This window comes from Clostridium sp. AF23-6LB, assembly GCF_003461085.1.
In the GTDB taxonomy this organism is placed as follows: Bacteria; Bacillota; Clostridia; order Lachnospirales; family Lachnospiraceae; genus Coprococcus; species Coprococcus ammoniilyticus.
In genome coordinates, this window is record NZ_QTWK01000001.1 from 588,762 (window position 1) to 605,626 (window position 16,865).

The window sequence follows — 16,865 nt, forward strand, 5'->3', positions numbered from 1 at the left end:
CACTCCCATTTTTCGTGTTTTTTATATCTGTATCTTACAATTAATCTAATAAGAATCCCTGATAATGTCTTACTAACATCTGTGATTCCAGACTCTTCATGGTTTCAATTACAACACCAACTACGATGATGATGGATGTTCCACCGAATGAAACATTTACACTGAAAAATCCGTTGAAGAACATAGGAATCATCGCAACGATCAAAAGACCAACTGCTCCGATAAATATAATATAGTTCAGTATTTTATTTAAATAGTCCTGGGTTGGCTTACCTGGTCGAATACCCGGTACAAAACCACCGCTCTTCTTCATGTTATTTGCAATCTCCATTGGATTGAAGGTAATTGCTGTATAGAAATACGCGAAGAAGAATACCAGTAAGATATATACTGCCAATCCAAGGAATCCCCAAGGATAGTTCGGATTAAACCAGTATGACTGGCTCATTCCCTGAAGGATCTTAGCACCAACACCGGATGGACTCTTTCCAAATAAACTCGTTATAATAGAAGGAATCGCCATCAGTGAAGAAGCGAAGATTACAGGAATAACGCCTGCTGTATTTACCTTAAGTGGAATGTTGGAGGACTGACCTCCCATCTGCTTTCTACCCTGAACTTTCTTTGCATACTGTACAGGAATCTTTCTTTCAGCTCCCTGAAGCATACATACAAGAATGGTTACACATACAACAATTGCAACAACCAGAAGTGCGATCAGACACATTCTGACTGCATCTTTGCCTTTGATGAACTGTGTGTAAATATTCTTGAAATCATTCGGCATGGTTGATACGATGTTAATCAACAGGATAATGGAAATACCATTTCCCACACCACGATCTGTTACACGTTCGCCAAGCCACATTACAAATGCACTACCACCTGTAAGGATAACGATCATTGAAAGCACTGTCCAGAAATTGTAGCTGTCCATGAATCCTTTTCTTCCGAAATTGATCGCAAGACCTGCACTTTCCAGAATTGCAAGACCAATCGTTAAGATACGGGTAATTGCTGTAATTTTCTTTCTTCCGTCTTCACCATCTTTCTGCATTTCTTCCAGAGCTGGAATTGCTATGGTAAGAAGCTGGATGATAATGGAAGATGTAATATATGGTGTTACGTTCAATGCAAATATTGACATCTGATCGAACGATCCTCCGGTGAATGAGCTGAACAGATTGAAGGAATCTCCAAGTGCGTTACTTAGATATTCTTTAATTGCATCTGCACGGATTCCCGGTACAGTAATCAGGCTTCCCAGCCTGACTACTATGAGAACAAAGAATGTGTATAATAATTTCTGTCTTAATTCCTTTACTTTGAATGCGTTGATAAAGGTTTTAAACATTATTAGATCACCTCTGCTTTTCCGCCAAGAGCTTCAATCTTCTCGGCTGCTGACTTTGAAAAAGCATTTGCCTTAACTGTAAGCTTCTTTGTTAACTCTCCATTTCCAAGAATCTTAACTCCATCACGTGGATTCTTTACGATACCGCATTCAACAAGTGTATCTACTGTAACCTCTGCTCCATCCTCGAAACGATCAAGAACTGAAACATTGATTGCAACGATATCTTTGTGATTGATACATGTAAATCCTCTCTTAGGGATTCTTCTATATAAAGGCATCTGTCCGCCTTCAAATCCTGGTCTAGGTGATCCTGAACGTGCCTTCTGACCCTTATGGCCCTTACCTGCAGTCTTACCATTTCCTGAACCATGACCACGGCCTACTCTGAAATTAGTACTATGCTTAGAACCTTCTGCTGGCTTTAATGTTGATAAATTCACGACCTGCACCTCCTTCAAATATAATTAAATCTCTTCTACCTTTACTAAATAACTAACCTGCTTAACCATACCAAGAGTTGCAGCATTGTTAGGAAGTTCAACTGACTTGTTTACCTTTTTAAGACCTAATGCTTCTACAGTTCTCTTATGCTTTGGTACGCATCCGATTGGTGATTTTACTAAAGTAACTTTTAACTTATCTGCCATCTTATAATACCTCCTTAGTTAAGTATCTCATCAACAGATTTTCCACGAAGTCTTGCGATCTCTTCCGGAGTCTTGATCTCTGAAAGACCTTTGATTGTTGCAAGAACTACGTTCTGTTTGTTGTTTGATCCTAAGGATTTTGTACGGATATTCTTGTATCCAGCAAGCTCAAGTACGTTACGAGCAGGACCACCGGCGATAATACCAGTACCTTCTGGAGCTGACTTAAGCAATACTGTTGCACTACCAAATTCTCCGTTCCAATCATATGGGATACTTCCGTTTTCATTTACAGGAACTGTAACAAGGTGCTTAGCTGCATCTTCCTTACCCTTACGGATAGCTTCAGGAATTTCTACAGCCTTACCAACGCCTACGCCTACATGACCGTTTTTGTCACCAACAACTACAAGACATGCAAATCTAGAATTACGTCCGCCCTTAACAACCTTAGTTACACGTTTGATATCTACTACTTTATCTTCTAATTCTAATTTACTAGCATCAATTATTTCACGCTTCATATGTTGTTCTTCCTCCTTCTTAGAATTCTAGACCAGCTTCTCTTGCTGCATCTGCTAATGCCTGAACCTTACCCTGGTAGATGAATCCTCCTCTGTCAAATACAACAGTCTTGATTCCCTTTTCCAGTGCTCTTTCAGCAACAACTTTACCAACGTATGCTGCTGCATCTACATTATCTGTCTGCTCAAGTGCTTCCTTGATTGACTTCTCTACTGTTGATGCTGCTACAATTGTGTTTCCAACTGAATCATCAATAATCTGAGCGTACATATGATTATTACTTCTGAAAACCGCTAAACGTGGTCTATCTGCTGTTCCAGCTAAATGATTACGAACACGCATATGCTTCTTAATACGAACTTCGCTTCTTGATTCTTTATTAACCATCTTATCTCACTCCTTTATTATTTCTTACCAGTCTTACCAACTTTACGTCTGATAGTCTCGTCAACATACTTGATACCTTTGCCCTTGTAAGGTTCCGGTGCTCTCTTTTCTCTGATCTCTGCTGCATACTGACCAACTTTTTCCTTGTCAATACCAACAACTGAAATCTTGTTACCATCAACCTTTACTTCGATACCTTCTGGGTCAACCATCTCAACTGGATGTGAATAACCAAGAGCAAGAACTAATTTATTGCCCTGCTTCTGAGCTCTATAACCTACACCGTTTACTTCCAGATCCTTAACATAACCCTCTGTAACACCAATGATCATGTTGTGGATAAGTGTTCTGGTAAGTCCGTGTAAAGACTTCATCTTCTTTAAATCATTAGGTCTTGAAACTGTGATTACATCAGCTTCTAACTTAATATCCATTTCTGCCGGGAGAACTCTCTCAAGTGTTCCCTTTGGTCCTTTAACAGTCACTTTATTATTTTCTGCGATATCTACAGTCACTCCTGCAGGTACAGCGATAGGCATTCTTCCGATACGTGACATTTCGCCTTCCTCCTTAAAATTTATATTATTTGTATTTGTGCTGCACGGAGTGTATCCATGCAGGCTTTAACCTCCGGTATTTTTCAGGAAATGATGCCGGAGGGATTGTTTTATCAGCTTTCGCACTAACTTCGCACGGTGCTTTCAGCTTGTGCTCACTAAGTGCTCTAATGACATCCACTCGAACTAAACTCATCCATCGTCTTCGACTCGTATTCGTTAAGTCTCGGGATGGGCTTTCGCACTAACTTCGCACGGCGCTTTCAGCTTGTGCTCACTAAGTGCTCAATGCCTACCAAACAAATGCTAATACTTCGCCACCAACATTCTGCTTTCTTGCTTCCTTGTCAGTAAGTACACCTTTGTTTGTTGAAATAATTGCAGTTCCGAGTCCACCAAGTACTCTTGGGAGCTCATCCTTGCTTGCATATACACGAAGACCTGGCTTAGAGATTCTCTTAAGGCCTGTGATGATCTTCTCGTTCTTATCTGCACCATACTTCAATGTAATTTTGATTGTCTCAAACTTACCATCTTCGATAATGTCTACTGCCTGAACATATCCTTCTGATAAAAGGATGTCAGCAATAGCCTTTTTCATCTTTGAAGCAGGGATTTCTACTGTATCATGTTTTGCTGTGTTAGCATTACGAATTCTTGTAAGCATATCTGCTATTGGATCGCTCATTGACATAATGTTTCTTCCTCCTTCTATCTCTTACCAGCTTGATTTCTTAACGCCAGGGATCTGTCCCTTGTATGCTAATTCACGGAAGCAGATTCTACAGATTCCGTATTTCTTTAATACTGAGTGTGGACGTCCACAAATCTTGCAACGTGTATATTCTCTTGATGAAAACTTCTGTTTACGCTGCTGTTTAACTTTCATTGCTGTCTTAGCCATAACGAATCTTCCTCCTTTAATTATTTGCTGTAAGGCATACCAAATAATGTTAACAGTTCGCGACCTTCTTCGTCTGTCTCTGCTGTTGTAACAAAGATGATATCCATACCTCTGACTTTATCAATCTTATCGTACTCGATTTCCGGGAAAATGAGCTGTTCCTTGATACCTAAAGCATAGTTACCTCTGCCATCGAAACCGTTAGGGTTAACACCTCTAAAGTCACGTACACGAGGAAGTGCAAGGTTTACAAGACGATCTAAGAACTCATACATCTTCTCGCCACGAAGTGTTACTTTACATCCGATAGGCATTCCTTCTCTTAACTTGAAGTTAGCAACTGACTTTCTCGCACGTGTAACAACTGCCTTCTGACCGGCGATTGTTTCAAGATCCTTGATAGCTGCGTCTAAAACTTTAGCATTTTCTCTTGCTTCACCAACGCCCATGTTAATAACGATCTTATCAAGCTTTGGGATCTGCATTACATTTTTATATCCAAATTTTTCAGTCATGGCGCTTTTAATTTCAGCGTCATACTTTTCTCTAAGTCTACTCAACTAAGACGACCTCCTTCCAATTAATCTATCTTCTCTGTTTTGCCATCTACTTTAGCAACACGGACTTTATCTTTACCTGTTCCTTCAAAACCAACTCTTACCGGCTTGCCTTTGTAAAGATACATTACATTGGAGATGTCCATTGGAGCTTCCATTTCGATAATTCCGCCTGCCTGGTTAGCCATGCTTGGCTTGCTGTGCTTAAATACTTTATTTACGCCTTCAACGACTACAGTACCGTTCTTCTTGTCAACATGAAGAACCTTGCCTTCTTTACCTTTATCCTTGCCGGCAATAACCTGTACCATATCATCTTTCTTAATCTTTAATGTTGCCATGGTCTACACCTCCTTATAATACTTCAGGTGCAAGTGAGACAATCTTCATGAACTTCTTGTCTCTTAACTCTCTTGCAACTGGTCCAAAGATACGTGTTCCTCTTGGATTTAAATCGTCTTTTATAATAACTGCTGCATTCTCATCAAACTTGATGTATGAACCATCCTTACGACGAGCGCCCTTCTTTGATCTTACTACTACGGCCTTAACAACATCACCTTTTTTAACAACTCCGCCTGGTGTTGCGTCTTTAACTGAGGCAACGATGATATCGCCGATATTTGCATATCTTCTTACTGAGCCGCCTAAAACTCTGATGCAAAGGAGCTCTTTGGCACCAGTATTATCAGCAACTTTAAGTCTTGTTTCCTGCTGAACCATTTTATTTGCCTCCTTATTTAGCCTTCTCTATAATCTCAACAAGTCTCCATCTCTTGTCCTTTGATAAAGGTCTTGTCTCCATAACTCTTACTCTATCGCCAATATTGCACTCATTCTTCTCATCATGAGCCTTTAACTTGTAAGTTCTCTTTACGATTTTTCCATAAAGAGGATGCTTAACATTATCTACGATAGAAACAACGATTGTCTTGTCCATCTTGTCACTTGTAACGATACCTACACGTGTTTTTCTCAGATTTCTTTCCACAATATATTCCTCCTTCTAAGATAATTAAGCATTAGCCTTCTGGGCTATAACTGTCTGTATTCTTGCAATATTCTTTCTTACGTCTTTGATTCTGCTTGTGTTCTCTAACTGATTTGTAGCATTCTGGAATCTTAAGTTGAATAATTCCTTCTTTGCAGCTACTAATTCGTTCTGAAGCTCATCAACAGATTTAGCATTTAATTCGTTCATATAGTCCTTAGTTTTCACTGCCTGCTACCTCCTCTAAATCTTCTTTTGAAACGATCTTACACTTAAGTGGAAGCTTGTGCATAGCAAGTCTTAAAGCTTCTTTTGCTACTTCTTCAGGTACGTCTGCAATCTCGAACATAACTCTACCCGGCTTAACAACTGCTACCCAGTACTCAAGTGCTCCCTTACCTGAACCCATACGAGTTTCAGCCGGCTTAGCTGTAACTGGCTTATCAGGGAAGATCTTGATAAATACTTTACCACTACGCTTCATATATCTTGTCATCGCAATACGGGCTGCTTCGATCTGGTTTGACTTAATCCATGCAGGCTCAAGTGCTACTAAACCATACTGACCGTTTGTAATCTTATTGCCTCTAAGTGCCTTACCAGCCATAGTTCCTCTGAACTGCTTACGACGCTTTACTCTCTTAGGCATTAACATTATTTATCCGCTCCTTCCTTATTTCCTTTTACAGGAAGTACTTCACCATGGTAAACCCATGTCTTAACACCAACTTTACCAAATGTTGTGTCTGCTTCAGCAAAACCATAATCAATGTCAGCACGAAGTGTCTGAAGAGGAATTGTTCCCTGGCTGTAGAACTCTGTTCTAGCCATATCAGCACCACCAAGACGTCCTGAACATGAAGCCTTGATACCAAGTGCTCCAGCTTTCATTGTTCTGCTCATGCATGACTTCATTGCTTTTCTGAATGAGATACGATTCTCAAGCTGTGCTGCAATGTTCTCAGCTACTAACTGTGCGTCTGCATCCGGCTTCTTAATTTCTTTTACATCGATGAACAGCTTCTTATCTGTAAGCTTCTGTGCATCTGCTTTGATCTTTTCGATTCCAGCTCCGCCCTTACCGATGATAACACCAGGCTTAGCTGTATATAATGCAACCTTTACTCTGTCTGCAGCTCTCTCGATCTCGATCTTTGAGATGTTTGCATTGTAAAGTGTCTTCTTTAAATAAGTTCTGATTTTATGATCTTCTACAAGGTTGTTAGAAAATTCATCATTCTTTGTGTCAGCATACCATCTTGAATCCCAATCTTTGATAACGCCGACTCTTAAACCATGAGGATTAACTTTCTGTCCCATTATTTACCTCCTATCTCTCGTCAAGCACGATTGTGATGTGACTTGTTCTCTTCTCGATTCTATATGCTCTACCCTGGGCTCTTGGATGAACTCTCTTCATTGTAGGTCCCTTGTTAGCGTAGCACTCTGCTACATAAAGGTCCTCTGCCTTAAGTCCATTGTTGTTTTCAGCATTTGCGATTGCTGACTTTAACAGCTTCTCTATAACACTTGAACCATATCTTGGGTTGTATGCCAGAATACCAAGTGCAGTCTGAACATCCTTACCTCTGATGGCATCTAATACGAAACAAGCCTTTGTTACTGACACTCTTGCATATGATACCTTAGCTGATGGTCTGGTATCTTTATTCTCATTTCTGAGTCTCTTATCATGGGATCTATGTCCTTTAGCCATGATTTAGTCCTCCTTTCAAATATTCCAAATATTATCTTCTACCCTTCTTTTCGTCTTTACCATGACCTCTGTAGGTTCTGGTAACTACGAACTCACCAAGCTTATGTCCAACCATGTCTTCTGTAACATATACAGGTACATGCTTTCTTCCATCATGAACTGCGATTGTATGACCTACGAATGATGGGAAAATTGTTGAACGTCTTGACCAGGTCTTAACAACTTCTTTGCTATTGCTTGCATTCATAGCATCTATCTTCTTGAGTAAATGCTCATCTGCGAATGGTCCTTTTTTTAATGAACGAGCCATTGTCATACCTCCTTATTAACTATTTAATGCTCTTGCCGTCTCTTCTTCTTACGATCATCTTATTAGACTGCTTGTTCTTCTTTCTTGTCTTTAATCCCATTGCTGGCTTACCCCATGGAGTTGAAGGGCCTGAACGACCGATTGGTGCTCTACCTTCACCACCACCATGTGGATGGTCATTAGGGTTCATAACAGAACCACGAACTGTTGGTCTAATACCCATGTGACGTTTACGTCCGGCTTTACCAATGTTAACAAGGCCATGCTCAATGTTTCCTACCTGACCGATTGTTGCACGGCAGATGATTGGAACCATTCTCATTTCGCCTGAAGGAAGTCTTAATGTTGCATACTTTCCTTCCTTAGCCATAAGCTGTGCTGAGTTACCTGCTGAACGAACAAGTTGTCCGCCCTTACCCGGGTATAACTCGATGTTGTGTACTAATGTACCAACTGGAATATTCTGAAGTGGGAGGCAGTTACCAACTTTGATCTCTGCTTCAGCACCACTCATAAGAACATCTCCTACTGCTAACTTATAAGGAGCAAGGATGTATCTCTTCTCGCCATCAGCGTAGAACAGAAGTGCAATGTTTGCTGATCTGTTTGGATCATATTCGATTGCATTAACTGTTGCTGGAATTCCATCCTTATCGTTTCTCTTGAAATCTATAATTCTGTATTTACGTTTCTCACCACCACCGTGATGTCTAACTGTGATCTTTCCCTGATTGTTACGGCCGGCTGTCTTGCTCATTGATACAACGAGTGATTTCTCAGGTGTTGATTTTGTGATCTCTGAAAAATCAAGGCCAGTCATATTTCTTCTGGAAGGTGTATATGGGTTATATGTCTTAATTCCCATTTTTGTTCTCCTTTCGGTTCAATTTATTGTCACGCTTTTTTGCGTATAAATCTGTTTCGTTATTTTACAGTCCTTCGAAAATTTCGATCTCTTTACTTGCTTCTGTAAGTTTAACGATTGCTTTCTTGTACTTGTCTGTTCTTCCAAGTGTTACGCCACGTCTCTTAACCTTACCGTCATTGTTCATGGTGTTAACCTTAGCAACTTCTGTTCCTTCGAACATCTTCTCTACAGCTTCTTTGATCTGAGACTTTGTTGCTTCCGGGTGTACAAGAAATGTGTACTTCTTCTCTGCCATTGCATTCATACTTTTCTCTGTGATTACAGGCTTAAGTATAACGTCATAATATTTGATGTCTGCCATTATGCGTACACCTCCTCAATTGCTGCTACAGCATCCTTTGTAAGAACAAGCTTATCATACTTAAGAATGTCATATACACTCAGTGAGTTTGTAGCTGTTGTCTTAACTGTTGGAATGTTGTTTGCTGAAAGAACAACCTTGTCGTTCTTGTCCTTTGTTACTACTAATGACTTAGGAGCTTTAAGATTTGCAAGGATCTTTGCGAATACACTTGTCTTAACCTCTTCTAATTCAATCTTGTCAACTACAACAAGTTTATCTTCTGCAAGCTTTGCTGAAAGTGCTGACTTCATAGCAAGCTGCTTTTCTTTCTTATTCATCTTAACTGAATAATCTCTTGGCTTTGGTGCAAATACAACTCCGCCACCTGTCCACTGTGGAGATCTTGTTGAACCCTGTCTTGCATGACCTGTTCCTTTCTGTCTCCATGGCTTTCTTCCACCACCTGATACTTCAGAACGAGTCTTTGCGCTCTGTGTACCCTGACGGCTATTTGCCAGCTGGCCAACTACAGCCAGATGCATTAAATGTTCATTTATCTCTACACCGAATACAGAATCATTGAGTTCTAATGTCTCAACTTCTTTTCCTTCGATGTCATAAACCTTAACTGATGCCATTTTCGTTCCTCCTTCCTAAAGACTACTTGCCAGTCTTTACTGTATCCTTAATCATTACTAATGATTTCTTTGGTCCCGGAACTGCGCCCTTTACCAAAATAACATCATTTTCTACATCTATCTTAACTACCTCAAGGTTCTGGATTGTAACTCTTACGCTACCCATATGTCCAGGCATCTTCTTACCTTTGAATACTCTACCTGGTGTAGTAGCTGAACCGTTTGAACCTGCATGTCTGTGATACTTGGAACCATGTCCTGAAGGACCTGACTTTAAGCCGTGTCTCTTAAGACCGCCTGCATATCCCTTACCTTTTGTCTTTGCTGTAACGTCAATCTTGTCTCCTTCAGCAAATACATCGGCTTTGATCTCTGCACCAAGTTCGTACTGAGCACAGTCATCAAGTCTGAACTCTCTGTAGAAAGTCTTAGGTGTTGTGTTTGCTTTCTTTGCATGTCCAACTTCTGCCTTACCAGCACCATGTGGGTTTCTGATTACTTTCTTTCCTGATACATCTTTTGTTGTGATTCTTTCTTTCTTTTCGCCGAATCCTACCTGAATTGCATCATAACCGTCATTCTCAACTGTTTTTACCTGGGTTACAACACATGGACCAGCCTGTAAAACTGTTACCGGCACTAAAACGCCGTTTTCGTCGAAGATCTGAGTCATTCCGACTTTTGTTGCTAAAATAGCTTTCTTCATTTTAAGTTTTCCTCCTAATTTAATTCACAGCGGATTGTCTTGACAATCATACTAAATTACATCCTTCGGATGCATTAGGTTACTGCTTGTGCACTGTTTCGTGCTATGTTTGTTTTTTTGTGATTTGATTAGTTCACTTCTAATTTTTGTGGCTGATTATTTCATCTTTACGTCGATGTATACGCCAGCTGATAAATCGATCTTCTGTAATGCATCAATTGTCTTCTGTGTTGGTGCAATCACGTCGATTAATCTCTTATGAGTTCTCTGCTCGAACTGTTCTCTTGAATCTTTGTACTTATGAACAGCTCTGAGGATTGTAATCTTCTCAACCTTTGTAGGCATTGGAACCGGTCCGCTGACTTTAGCTCCTGTCTTTTTAACAGTATCGATGATCTGTCCAGCAGCCTGATCGATAAGTTTGTGGTCGTACGCCTTCAATGTGATTCTCATAATCTGTTTTGCCATAAAAAAAGCCGCCTCCTTTTCGCACTTTTTAATAGTACAACAAGTGGTGACTGTACACTCTCCCGTGTGTATCCTGAATTAAATCAGAATCAACACGTCGTTTCTATCCTTTTGATAGACAGTTATTGGTACAGTGACTTGTCGTCAGTAATTTTTTATTGACATTCGCTCCACGAAAAACCTGTATCTATACGATACAGCAACCTCCGTTTCAACGCTATCATGTCACAGCACGTTTGATTATATAACACGTTTTTGCGGAATGCAAGCATTTTTTCTATATTTTTTAAGAATTTTTTTATTATATTTCCCTGCATTTCTTCATCCGTCATACTGTTATATTTTATCTGTTTCTTCTATATATAATGCACAATAGAAACGTTATCGCTTATTTCAGCTTAAAGCTCTGTTTCAGCTTCACGCCCCTGTTATTATATATTTCCAGCTTCGGGAAACTTAAAAGAAAAGCGATATCCGATGCGTAACCATAATTTCTGGTATCAAATCGTTCGAATTCTTCTGATAATGCATCAAACAGCTCCTGCATATCATCTATCTTGTTATTCCGTTCTGACAGATACGATGTGATAAAGTGTTCTACGTTTTCCCGGTCATCGATCATCTCGAGATAATACTGCTCTCCAGCTTTATAGAATTGAATATCTTTTCCATTTTTCAGGATTAGTTCTTCCATGCTGGTATATCCATAGTTTCTGGTATCGAATTCTGTGTGCAGCTTTGTGAGCTTATATATCAATCCTGCCAGTTCTGTACAGATACCCGAAGCTCTTTCTTCTATTATAATGCGGTAGACATCAGATACAATCTCTGATAATGGTGTCAGACACTGTTCCGGTTCATAGCCCTGCAAAATATCTATATAACAGAAGCGATTACTTCTGCGGATAAACGATTCGCTGTGTGCGTTACTGCCAAATACCCGAATATTCTTGCCCTGCTCCTGTGCCTTTACAACTGCCGCCAGGATCGTATCATCATCGGTCACAATATCGATTCCTTCGACCTGCCGGTCAAATGCATGGGCAACCAATTCTGTTATAAAAGTGCAGCCGGCATGATTCCCCCGTTCTTCTGCTCCCATCACGCGAAATCCCTGCTTCTGCAGTTCTTCTTTCGAAGCTTTTGAAACATAGCCGCATGCCAGACGGTCGATCAGATCATCCTGAATCATGATCTCTCTGCATACAAGCGGTGCATAAACGGTATCCACTGTATTACAATCATATATTAAAATTCGCTTCATGAATGGCTCCTTTCTTCCGTCAGCACAAGCTGCATCAGAGTCTGGTGAATGCCAAAGGTCCGGCACAACCGTTCCGCTTCTGCTTTTGCCCGCTCCCGTTTCTCCTCTGATACCGGTTTCTTCACTGCCCGGATCAGAATATTTTTAGGTGAATGTTCAATATCAATAAATTCCAACAGATCTGTCTTATATCCACAATATTCCAGCATACATCCACGGATCGCATCAGTCATCAATGCTGCTGTCCGTTCCTTGATGATTCCGTACTTGGTCAGTGCCGACAACTCCTCCGACCGGATCTGTTTATTTAACTCATGCTGGCAGCACGGAACAGATAAGATGTATGTCGTGTTCCAGCAGATCGCATTATAGAGCGCATAGTCAGTTGCCGTATCACAGGCATGCAAGGTCACTACCATATCCACCTTACGGTCTGTCCGGTATCCATTAATATCACCGATTTTAAACTTCAGATCTGTATATCCGCATTTTTCTGCCAGCTTATTACAGTTCTTTATTACCTGTTCTTTCAGATCAAGCCCTGTGATATGTGCCGTCATATGACGGATCTCTACTATATAATAATATAAGAAGAAAGTCAGATAGGATTTGCCGCATCCAAAATCAATAATGTTGATCTCATCGCCTTTATAAGTCTTTAACACATCATCGACCATCTCGATAAAGCGGTTGATCTGACGGAACTTATCATACATGGAGGAAACTACTTTTCCCTCTTTGGTAAATATTCCAAGCTCCCGGAATGCAGGAATATCCATTCCCTCATCCAGAATATATTTCTTCTTGCGATTATTACCGCCGACCAATATCGTCTTATTCTCCGCCTGTCTGCGGCTGACTGCCAGATTTCCTTTTTTGCCTGCTTTTACATCATAATCTGTCGTCAGAGAAAATGCATTCATCTGCTTAAACTCTGCCGGAAAATGCATCGCAATATGCTCTGCCAGCCTTCCTTCTTCGATATTCTCATGAAAGACCTGCGTCTGTGTATATTTCTCAAGCTGGTATGCATTTCTGCCCTTTAATACCTTTCGGGCAAATATGATCTTCTTGTATTCTCCCTTTCCATTGCTCAGTACGACCTTATGTGGATGTGTCTCCGCGATCTCTTTTATAATATCCATATATTTCTCCATGTTTTCTGTCTTGTATCTGCTTATCATTTTGTGAAACACAGCTCATGAAATGTCCTTCACATAATTAACATTTTCACGAGCAAATAATTTGGCATTCATTATATTCCAAATTATCTATTGCAATTATATATTTTCGTTTTGCTCTACTGCTGTGATTTTATCACCCCGGCAGATATCGGTCAATTTGTTTTCCTTATATGCCGATTTCATTTTCTTTCTATGCAGATTTCATCGTTGACTTGAAAATGACTGCACCTTATAATATAGTAGTTTTATATAAATATTTCAAACGAAACGAGGATATCGATTATGTGGACAGCCGATCACTGGCAGGATTATGAAGTAATAGATTGTTCAGATGGAGAAAAACTGGAACGATGGGGCAAATACATTCTCCTTCGTCCCGATCCACAGGTTCTGTGGTCAACTCCAAAAACAGATAAACGCTGGAAGCAACTAAATGGTCACTACCACCGCAGCAATAAGGGCGGCGGTGAATGGGAGTTCTTTAACCTTCCGCAGCAATGGTCGATTCATTATAAAGATCTGACCTTTAACCTAAAACCATTCAGCTTCAAACACACCGGTCTGTTTCCGGAACAGGCAGCCAACTGGGACTGGTTCTCTGACCTGATCCGCTCATCGAAAAAGAAAGAGATCAAGGTATTAAACCTTTTCTCTTACACCGGCGGTGCAACCTGTGCGGCAGCAAAAGCAGGTGCGGCAGTTACTCATGTTGATGCTTCTAAGGGCATGGTTACATGGGCAAAGGAAAATGCAGTCTCATCCGGACTCGGAGATGCTCCGATCCGCTGGATCGTTGATGACTGTGTAAAATTCGTAGAACGTGAGATCCGCCGTGGCAATCACTATGATGCGATCATTATGGACCCACCATCCTACGGTCGAGGACCAAAGGGCGAGATCTGGAAGATCGAAGAAAAGATACATCCGTTTATCAAGCTGTGCAGCGAGCTGCTCTGCGATGATCCGCTTTTCTTCCTGGTCAATTCCTATACGACCGGACTTGCACCAGCCGTTCTTACCTATATGATAGCAACCGAGGTACAGTCTAAATTCGGCGGTCATGTTATCTCCGACGAAGTAGGACTTCCGGTTACAGGCTCCGGTCTGGTACTGCCATGCGGCGCTGCCGGAAGATGGTGCCGATAACCCCCGGATAGAATATGAAATAAAAAATGGAAGCCTGTATTACCTATTATTCCGCAAGATGCTTTCGCGCTAACCTCATGTAGCGGTACTAAGCTCCCGTCTGACGGCGGATCGCTAAGGACCGACATTCGGCTAGGCTTGCTTCATAATAGTAATACAGGCTTCCATTTTTATTTCATATTCTTAACAACACAGCATCTCTTAAGCACCGGTGCTGTATTCTTTACCAGTTTCTTTCGTCCATATCCAGATATGTCTTATGCGTTCCGACATATTTGTAAGCCGGACGGATGATCTTACCGGCATTTACCAACTCTTCTATTCTATGTGCGCTCCAGCCTGCGATTCTTGCAATCGCGAAGATTGGAGTAAACAGTTCAATCGGTATATCAAGCATACGATATACAAATCCACTGTAGAAATCGACATTTGCAGAGATAACGGAGTTTCGCTTCTTTGCAAGAAGCTCCATAGAGATCCGTTCAATATCCGTGTACAGCTTGAACTCCTCCTGCATACCCTTTTCTTCTGCAAGTCTTCCGGCATAACGTTTCAGGATCTTGGCTCTTGGATCGGACACCGTATAAACAGCATGTCCCATACCATAGATCAGACCGCTATGATCAAAGCCCTTCTTATCAAGCAGTCCCTGAAGATATTCACGGATCGCCGCTTCATCGCTCCAATCTTTTACATGAGCCTTCAAGTCATCCATCATCTGCTGAACCTTCAGGTTCGCACCACCATGCTTCGGTCCTTTTAAAGAACCGAGAGAACCGGCAACGGTTGAATAGGTATCAGTTCCGGTTGATGATATAACATGTGTTGTAAATGTGGAGTTGTTACCACCACCATGCTCTGAATGAAGCACCAGACAGATATCCAGTACCTGCGCTTCAAGCTCAGTATACTTCTTATCCGCACGGATCAGGCGAAGGAAATTCTCTGCTGTCGAAAGGCCCGGCTTCGGATTGTGAATGATAAGACTCTTATCCTGATAATAATGCTTATAGCCCTGATAGCCATATGCAGCGATCAGCGGAAACTGTGCAATCAGTTCCATACTTTGGCGAAGGACATTTCGAATGCTGATGTCATCCGGGCAGTCATCATATGAATATAAAGTAAGCACACATCGCTGTAAGACATTCATCATATTCTTACTTGGTGCTTTTAAGATCACATCACGAGCAAACTTTCTTGGGAGTTCCCGGAACGTCTCCATCAATTCCTTAAATTTATTAAACTGAGTTCTGGTCGGCAGTTCACCGAATAAAAGCAGATAGATTGTCTCCTCAAAGCCAAACTTGCTTCCGTGGAATCCACGTTCCAGATCTTCGATATTATATCCCTGAATATAGAGTCTTCCATCTGCCGGCACCAGCTCACCATCCTGAACTGCAAAACCGGATACATCTGAAATCTCTGTCAGACCTGTTAAGACACCTTTTCCATTTGAATCACGAAGGCCTCTCTTAACATCATATGTAACATAGAGGTTCTGATCGATCGTACCTGAATCATTGCAATAACCAACCAGTTCATCTAAAATTTTCTCGTACTCTGCACTTCCCTTTTCCAAACCTCTATCTCCTTTCGAATATAGTATTTAAGCCAAGCTTAAGTTTATCAAACTTTCGCCTGGCTTGCAAGACTATTTCGCTGCCTGTAAGGCAGTCTCATCTATTTCTATAATATATTTTTCAAATGCATTTATGATCGTGGTATCCAGGTATCTGGATTCCCGTGCAAAATCCCTGCCATAATTACTATGCACATGACCATGTACCAGATACTGCGGATGATAGTCTTCGATCATTGTCCGGAAGCACTTGAAACCGGTATGACAAAGATCCTCGGAATCATTGATCCGATACGCAGGGGCATGCGTGATCATAATATCAAATCCACGATGTTTTCTTATCTGCCGACCCAGCTTACGGATGCGTTTCTCCATTGCTTTCTCGGTATACTGATGCGGCGCACCATTGTACTGATACTCCATGCAGCCTCCAAGACCCAAGATCCGTATTCCTTTATATACATAGATTCGATCGTCGATGCAGATACAGCCATCCGGTGGTGTGTCTGCATAACAGGTATCGTGGTTTCCATATACATACAGAACCGGAGCATGCGTAAATGTCGCAAGGAACGACAGATACTGCGGTGCAAGGTCACCGCAGGAAATGATCAGATCAATTCCTTCTAATTTTTTCTTATCAAAATAATCCCATAGGTATTTTGATTCTGCATCCGCCAGAACAAGAATCTTCATATCCGTATCTCCGTGTTT

The 16,865-nt window shown here is 41.0% G+C and carries 27 protein-coding genes; 1 reads left to right on the plus strand and 26 read right to left on the minus strand.

The window, feature by feature from the left end; genetic code table 11:
• Positions 1 to 40: 40 nt before the first annotated feature.
• The 24 genes from secY to DWY07_RS02720 form a co-directional block, all read right to left on the minus strand.
• Positions 41 to 1,354, minus strand: a complete 1,314-nt coding sequence (secY, locus tag DWY07_RS02605; RefSeq protein WP_117807170.1) for a preprotein translocase subunit SecY — start codon at positions 1,352 to 1,354, stop codon at positions 41 to 43.
• Positions 1,355 to 1,356: 2 nt separating this feature from the next.
• Positions 1,357 to 1,797: a 50S ribosomal protein L15 gene (gene rplO / locus DWY07_RS02610; RefSeq protein WP_117807169.1), complete on the minus strand. Its 441-nt coding sequence runs from the start codon at positions 1,795 to 1,797 to the stop codon at positions 1,357 to 1,359.
• A gap of 24 nt (positions 1,798 to 1,821) precedes the next feature.
• Positions 1,822 to 2,004, minus strand: a complete 183-nt coding sequence (gene rpmD, locus DWY07_RS02615; protein WP_008402727.1) for a 50S ribosomal protein L30 — start codon at positions 2,002 to 2,004, stop codon at positions 1,822 to 1,824.
• A 14-nt stretch (positions 2,005 to 2,018) separates the two neighbouring features.
• Positions 2,019 to 2,528 carry a 30S ribosomal protein S5 gene (gene rpsE, locus DWY07_RS02620; RefSeq protein ID WP_008402728.1) on the minus strand — a complete coding sequence of 170 codons (510 nt, stop codon included), beginning with the start codon at positions 2,526 to 2,528 and terminating at the stop codon, positions 2,019 to 2,021.
• Positions 2,529 to 2,547: 19 nt separating this feature from the next.
• On the minus strand, positions 2,548 to 2,916 hold the full coding sequence (gene rplR / locus DWY07_RS02625; protein WP_008402729.1) for a 50S ribosomal protein L18: 369 nt from the start codon (positions 2,914 to 2,916) through the stop codon (positions 2,548 to 2,550).
• 17 nt (positions 2,917 to 2,933) lie between these two features.
• The gene (gene rplF / locus DWY07_RS02630; RefSeq protein ID WP_021944971.1) at positions 2,934 to 3,473 is read right to left on the minus strand and encodes a 50S ribosomal protein L6; all 540 of its coding nucleotides are present in this window, start codon (positions 3,471 to 3,473) and stop codon (positions 2,934 to 2,936) included.
• 292 nt (positions 3,474 to 3,765) lie between these two features.
• Positions 3,766 to 4,167: a 30S ribosomal protein S8 gene (gene rpsH, locus DWY07_RS02635; protein WP_021944972.1), complete on the minus strand. Its 402-nt coding sequence runs from the start codon at positions 4,165 to 4,167 to the stop codon at positions 3,766 to 3,768.
• A 24-nt stretch (positions 4,168 to 4,191) separates the two neighbouring features.
• Positions 4,192 to 4,377: a type Z 30S ribosomal protein S14 gene (locus DWY07_RS02640; protein WP_008402734.1), complete on the minus strand. Its 186-nt coding sequence runs from the start codon at positions 4,375 to 4,377 to the stop codon at positions 4,192 to 4,194.
• Positions 4,378 to 4,397: 20 nt separating this feature from the next.
• A complete protein-coding gene (gene rplE, locus DWY07_RS02645) occupies positions 4,398 to 4,937 on the minus strand; it encodes a 50S ribosomal protein L5 (RefSeq protein WP_008402736.1) in 540 nt (179 codons plus the stop codon).
• 20 nt (positions 4,938 to 4,957) lie between these two features.
• Positions 4,958 to 5,275 carry a 50S ribosomal protein L24 gene (rplX, locus tag DWY07_RS02650; protein ID WP_021944973.1) on the minus strand — a complete coding sequence of 106 codons (318 nt, stop codon included), beginning with the start codon at positions 5,273 to 5,275 and terminating at the stop codon, positions 4,958 to 4,960.
• Between the two features lie 13 nt (positions 5,276 to 5,288).
• Positions 5,289 to 5,657, minus strand: coding sequence for a 50S ribosomal protein L14 (rplN, locus tag DWY07_RS02655; protein ID WP_008402739.1), 369 nt, complete (start codon positions 5,655 to 5,657; stop codon positions 5,289 to 5,291).
• Between the two features lie 13 nt (positions 5,658 to 5,670).
• On the minus strand, positions 5,671 to 5,928 hold the full coding sequence (rpsQ, locus tag DWY07_RS02660) for a 30S ribosomal protein S17 (RefSeq protein ID WP_173783815.1): 258 nt from the start codon (positions 5,926 to 5,928) through the stop codon (positions 5,671 to 5,673).
• Positions 5,929 to 5,949: 21 nt separating this feature from the next.
• On the minus strand, positions 5,950 to 6,153 hold the full coding sequence (gene rpmC / locus DWY07_RS02665; protein ID WP_008402741.1) for a 50S ribosomal protein L29: 204 nt from the start codon (positions 6,151 to 6,153) through the stop codon (positions 5,950 to 5,952).
• Positions 6,143 to 6,580 carry a 50S ribosomal protein L16 gene (gene rplP / locus DWY07_RS02670; protein WP_117807168.1) on the minus strand — a complete coding sequence of 146 codons (438 nt, stop codon included), beginning with the start codon at positions 6,578 to 6,580 and terminating at the stop codon, positions 6,143 to 6,145. Before rplP ends, rpmC begins: the two co-directional genes overlap by 11 nt.
• The gene (gene rpsC, locus DWY07_RS02675) at positions 6,580 to 7,245 is read right to left on the minus strand and encodes a 30S ribosomal protein S3 (protein ID WP_117807167.1); all 666 of its coding nucleotides are present in this window, start codon (positions 7,243 to 7,245) and stop codon (positions 6,580 to 6,582) included. Before rpsC ends, rplP begins: the two co-directional genes overlap by 1 nt.
• A gap of 10 nt (positions 7,246 to 7,255) precedes the next feature.
• A complete protein-coding gene (gene rplV / locus DWY07_RS02680; RefSeq protein WP_008402744.1) occupies positions 7,256 to 7,642 on the minus strand; it encodes a 50S ribosomal protein L22 in 387 nt (128 codons plus the stop codon).
• Between the two features lie 31 nt (positions 7,643 to 7,673).
• Positions 7,674 to 7,952: a 30S ribosomal protein S19 gene (rpsS, locus tag DWY07_RS02685; protein ID WP_021944977.1), complete on the minus strand. Its 279-nt coding sequence runs from the start codon at positions 7,950 to 7,952 to the stop codon at positions 7,674 to 7,676.
• Positions 7,953 to 7,971: 19 nt separating this feature from the next.
• Positions 7,972 to 8,817 carry a 50S ribosomal protein L2 gene (rplB, locus tag DWY07_RS02690; RefSeq protein WP_021944978.1) on the minus strand — a complete coding sequence of 282 codons (846 nt, stop codon included), beginning with the start codon at positions 8,815 to 8,817 and terminating at the stop codon, positions 7,972 to 7,974.
• 64 nt (positions 8,818 to 8,881) lie between these two features.
• Positions 8,882 to 9,181, minus strand: coding sequence for a 50S ribosomal protein L23 (gene rplW / locus DWY07_RS02695; RefSeq protein ID WP_021944979.1), 300 nt, complete (start codon positions 9,179 to 9,181; stop codon positions 8,882 to 8,884).
• A complete protein-coding gene (gene rplD / locus DWY07_RS02700) occupies positions 9,181 to 9,801 on the minus strand; it encodes a 50S ribosomal protein L4 (protein WP_117822139.1) in 621 nt (206 codons plus the stop codon). The genes rplW and rplD overlap by 1 nt, the downstream gene beginning before the upstream one ends.
• 22 nt (positions 9,802 to 9,823) lie before the next feature.
• Positions 9,824 to 10,507, minus strand: a complete 684-nt coding sequence (rplC, locus tag DWY07_RS02705; RefSeq protein WP_008402751.1) for a 50S ribosomal protein L3 — start codon at positions 10,505 to 10,507, stop codon at positions 9,824 to 9,826.
• A 156-nt stretch (positions 10,508 to 10,663) separates the two neighbouring features.
• Complete coding sequence (gene rpsJ / locus DWY07_RS02710) at positions 10,664 to 10,975, minus strand: 30S ribosomal protein S10 (protein WP_021944981.1); 312 nt, start codon at positions 10,973 to 10,975, stop codon at positions 10,664 to 10,666.
• 388 nt (positions 10,976 to 11,363) lie between these two features.
• On the minus strand, positions 11,364 to 12,239 hold the full coding sequence (locus DWY07_RS02715) for an OST-HTH/LOTUS domain-containing protein (protein ID WP_117822140.1): 876 nt from the start codon (positions 12,237 to 12,239) through the stop codon (positions 11,364 to 11,366).
• A complete protein-coding gene (locus DWY07_RS02720; RefSeq protein WP_226801050.1) occupies positions 12,236 to 13,384 on the minus strand; it encodes an SAM-dependent methyltransferase in 1,149 nt (382 codons plus the stop codon). Before DWY07_RS02720 ends, DWY07_RS02715 begins: the two co-directional genes overlap by 4 nt.
• A 321-nt stretch (positions 13,385 to 13,705) precedes the next feature.
• Between DWY07_RS02720 and DWY07_RS02725 the strand changes: the two genes are divergently transcribed.
• Entirely contained in the window at positions 13,706 to 14,569 is an 864-nt protein-coding gene (locus DWY07_RS02725; RefSeq protein ID WP_117822142.1) for a class I SAM-dependent methyltransferase, read from the plus strand.
• A gap of 223 nt (positions 14,570 to 14,792) precedes the next feature.
• Here the strand turns inward: DWY07_RS02725 and DWY07_RS02730 are convergent, their stop codons facing one another.
• Entirely contained in the window at positions 14,793 to 16,151 is a 1,359-nt protein-coding gene (locus tag DWY07_RS02730) for a citrate/2-methylcitrate synthase (protein WP_117822143.1), read from the minus strand.
• 72 nt (positions 16,152 to 16,223) lie between these two features.
• Entirely contained in the window at positions 16,224 to 16,847 is a 624-nt protein-coding gene (locus DWY07_RS02735; protein WP_117807436.1) for a metallophosphoesterase, read from the minus strand.
• Positions 16,848 to 16,865: the final 18 nt, after the last annotated feature.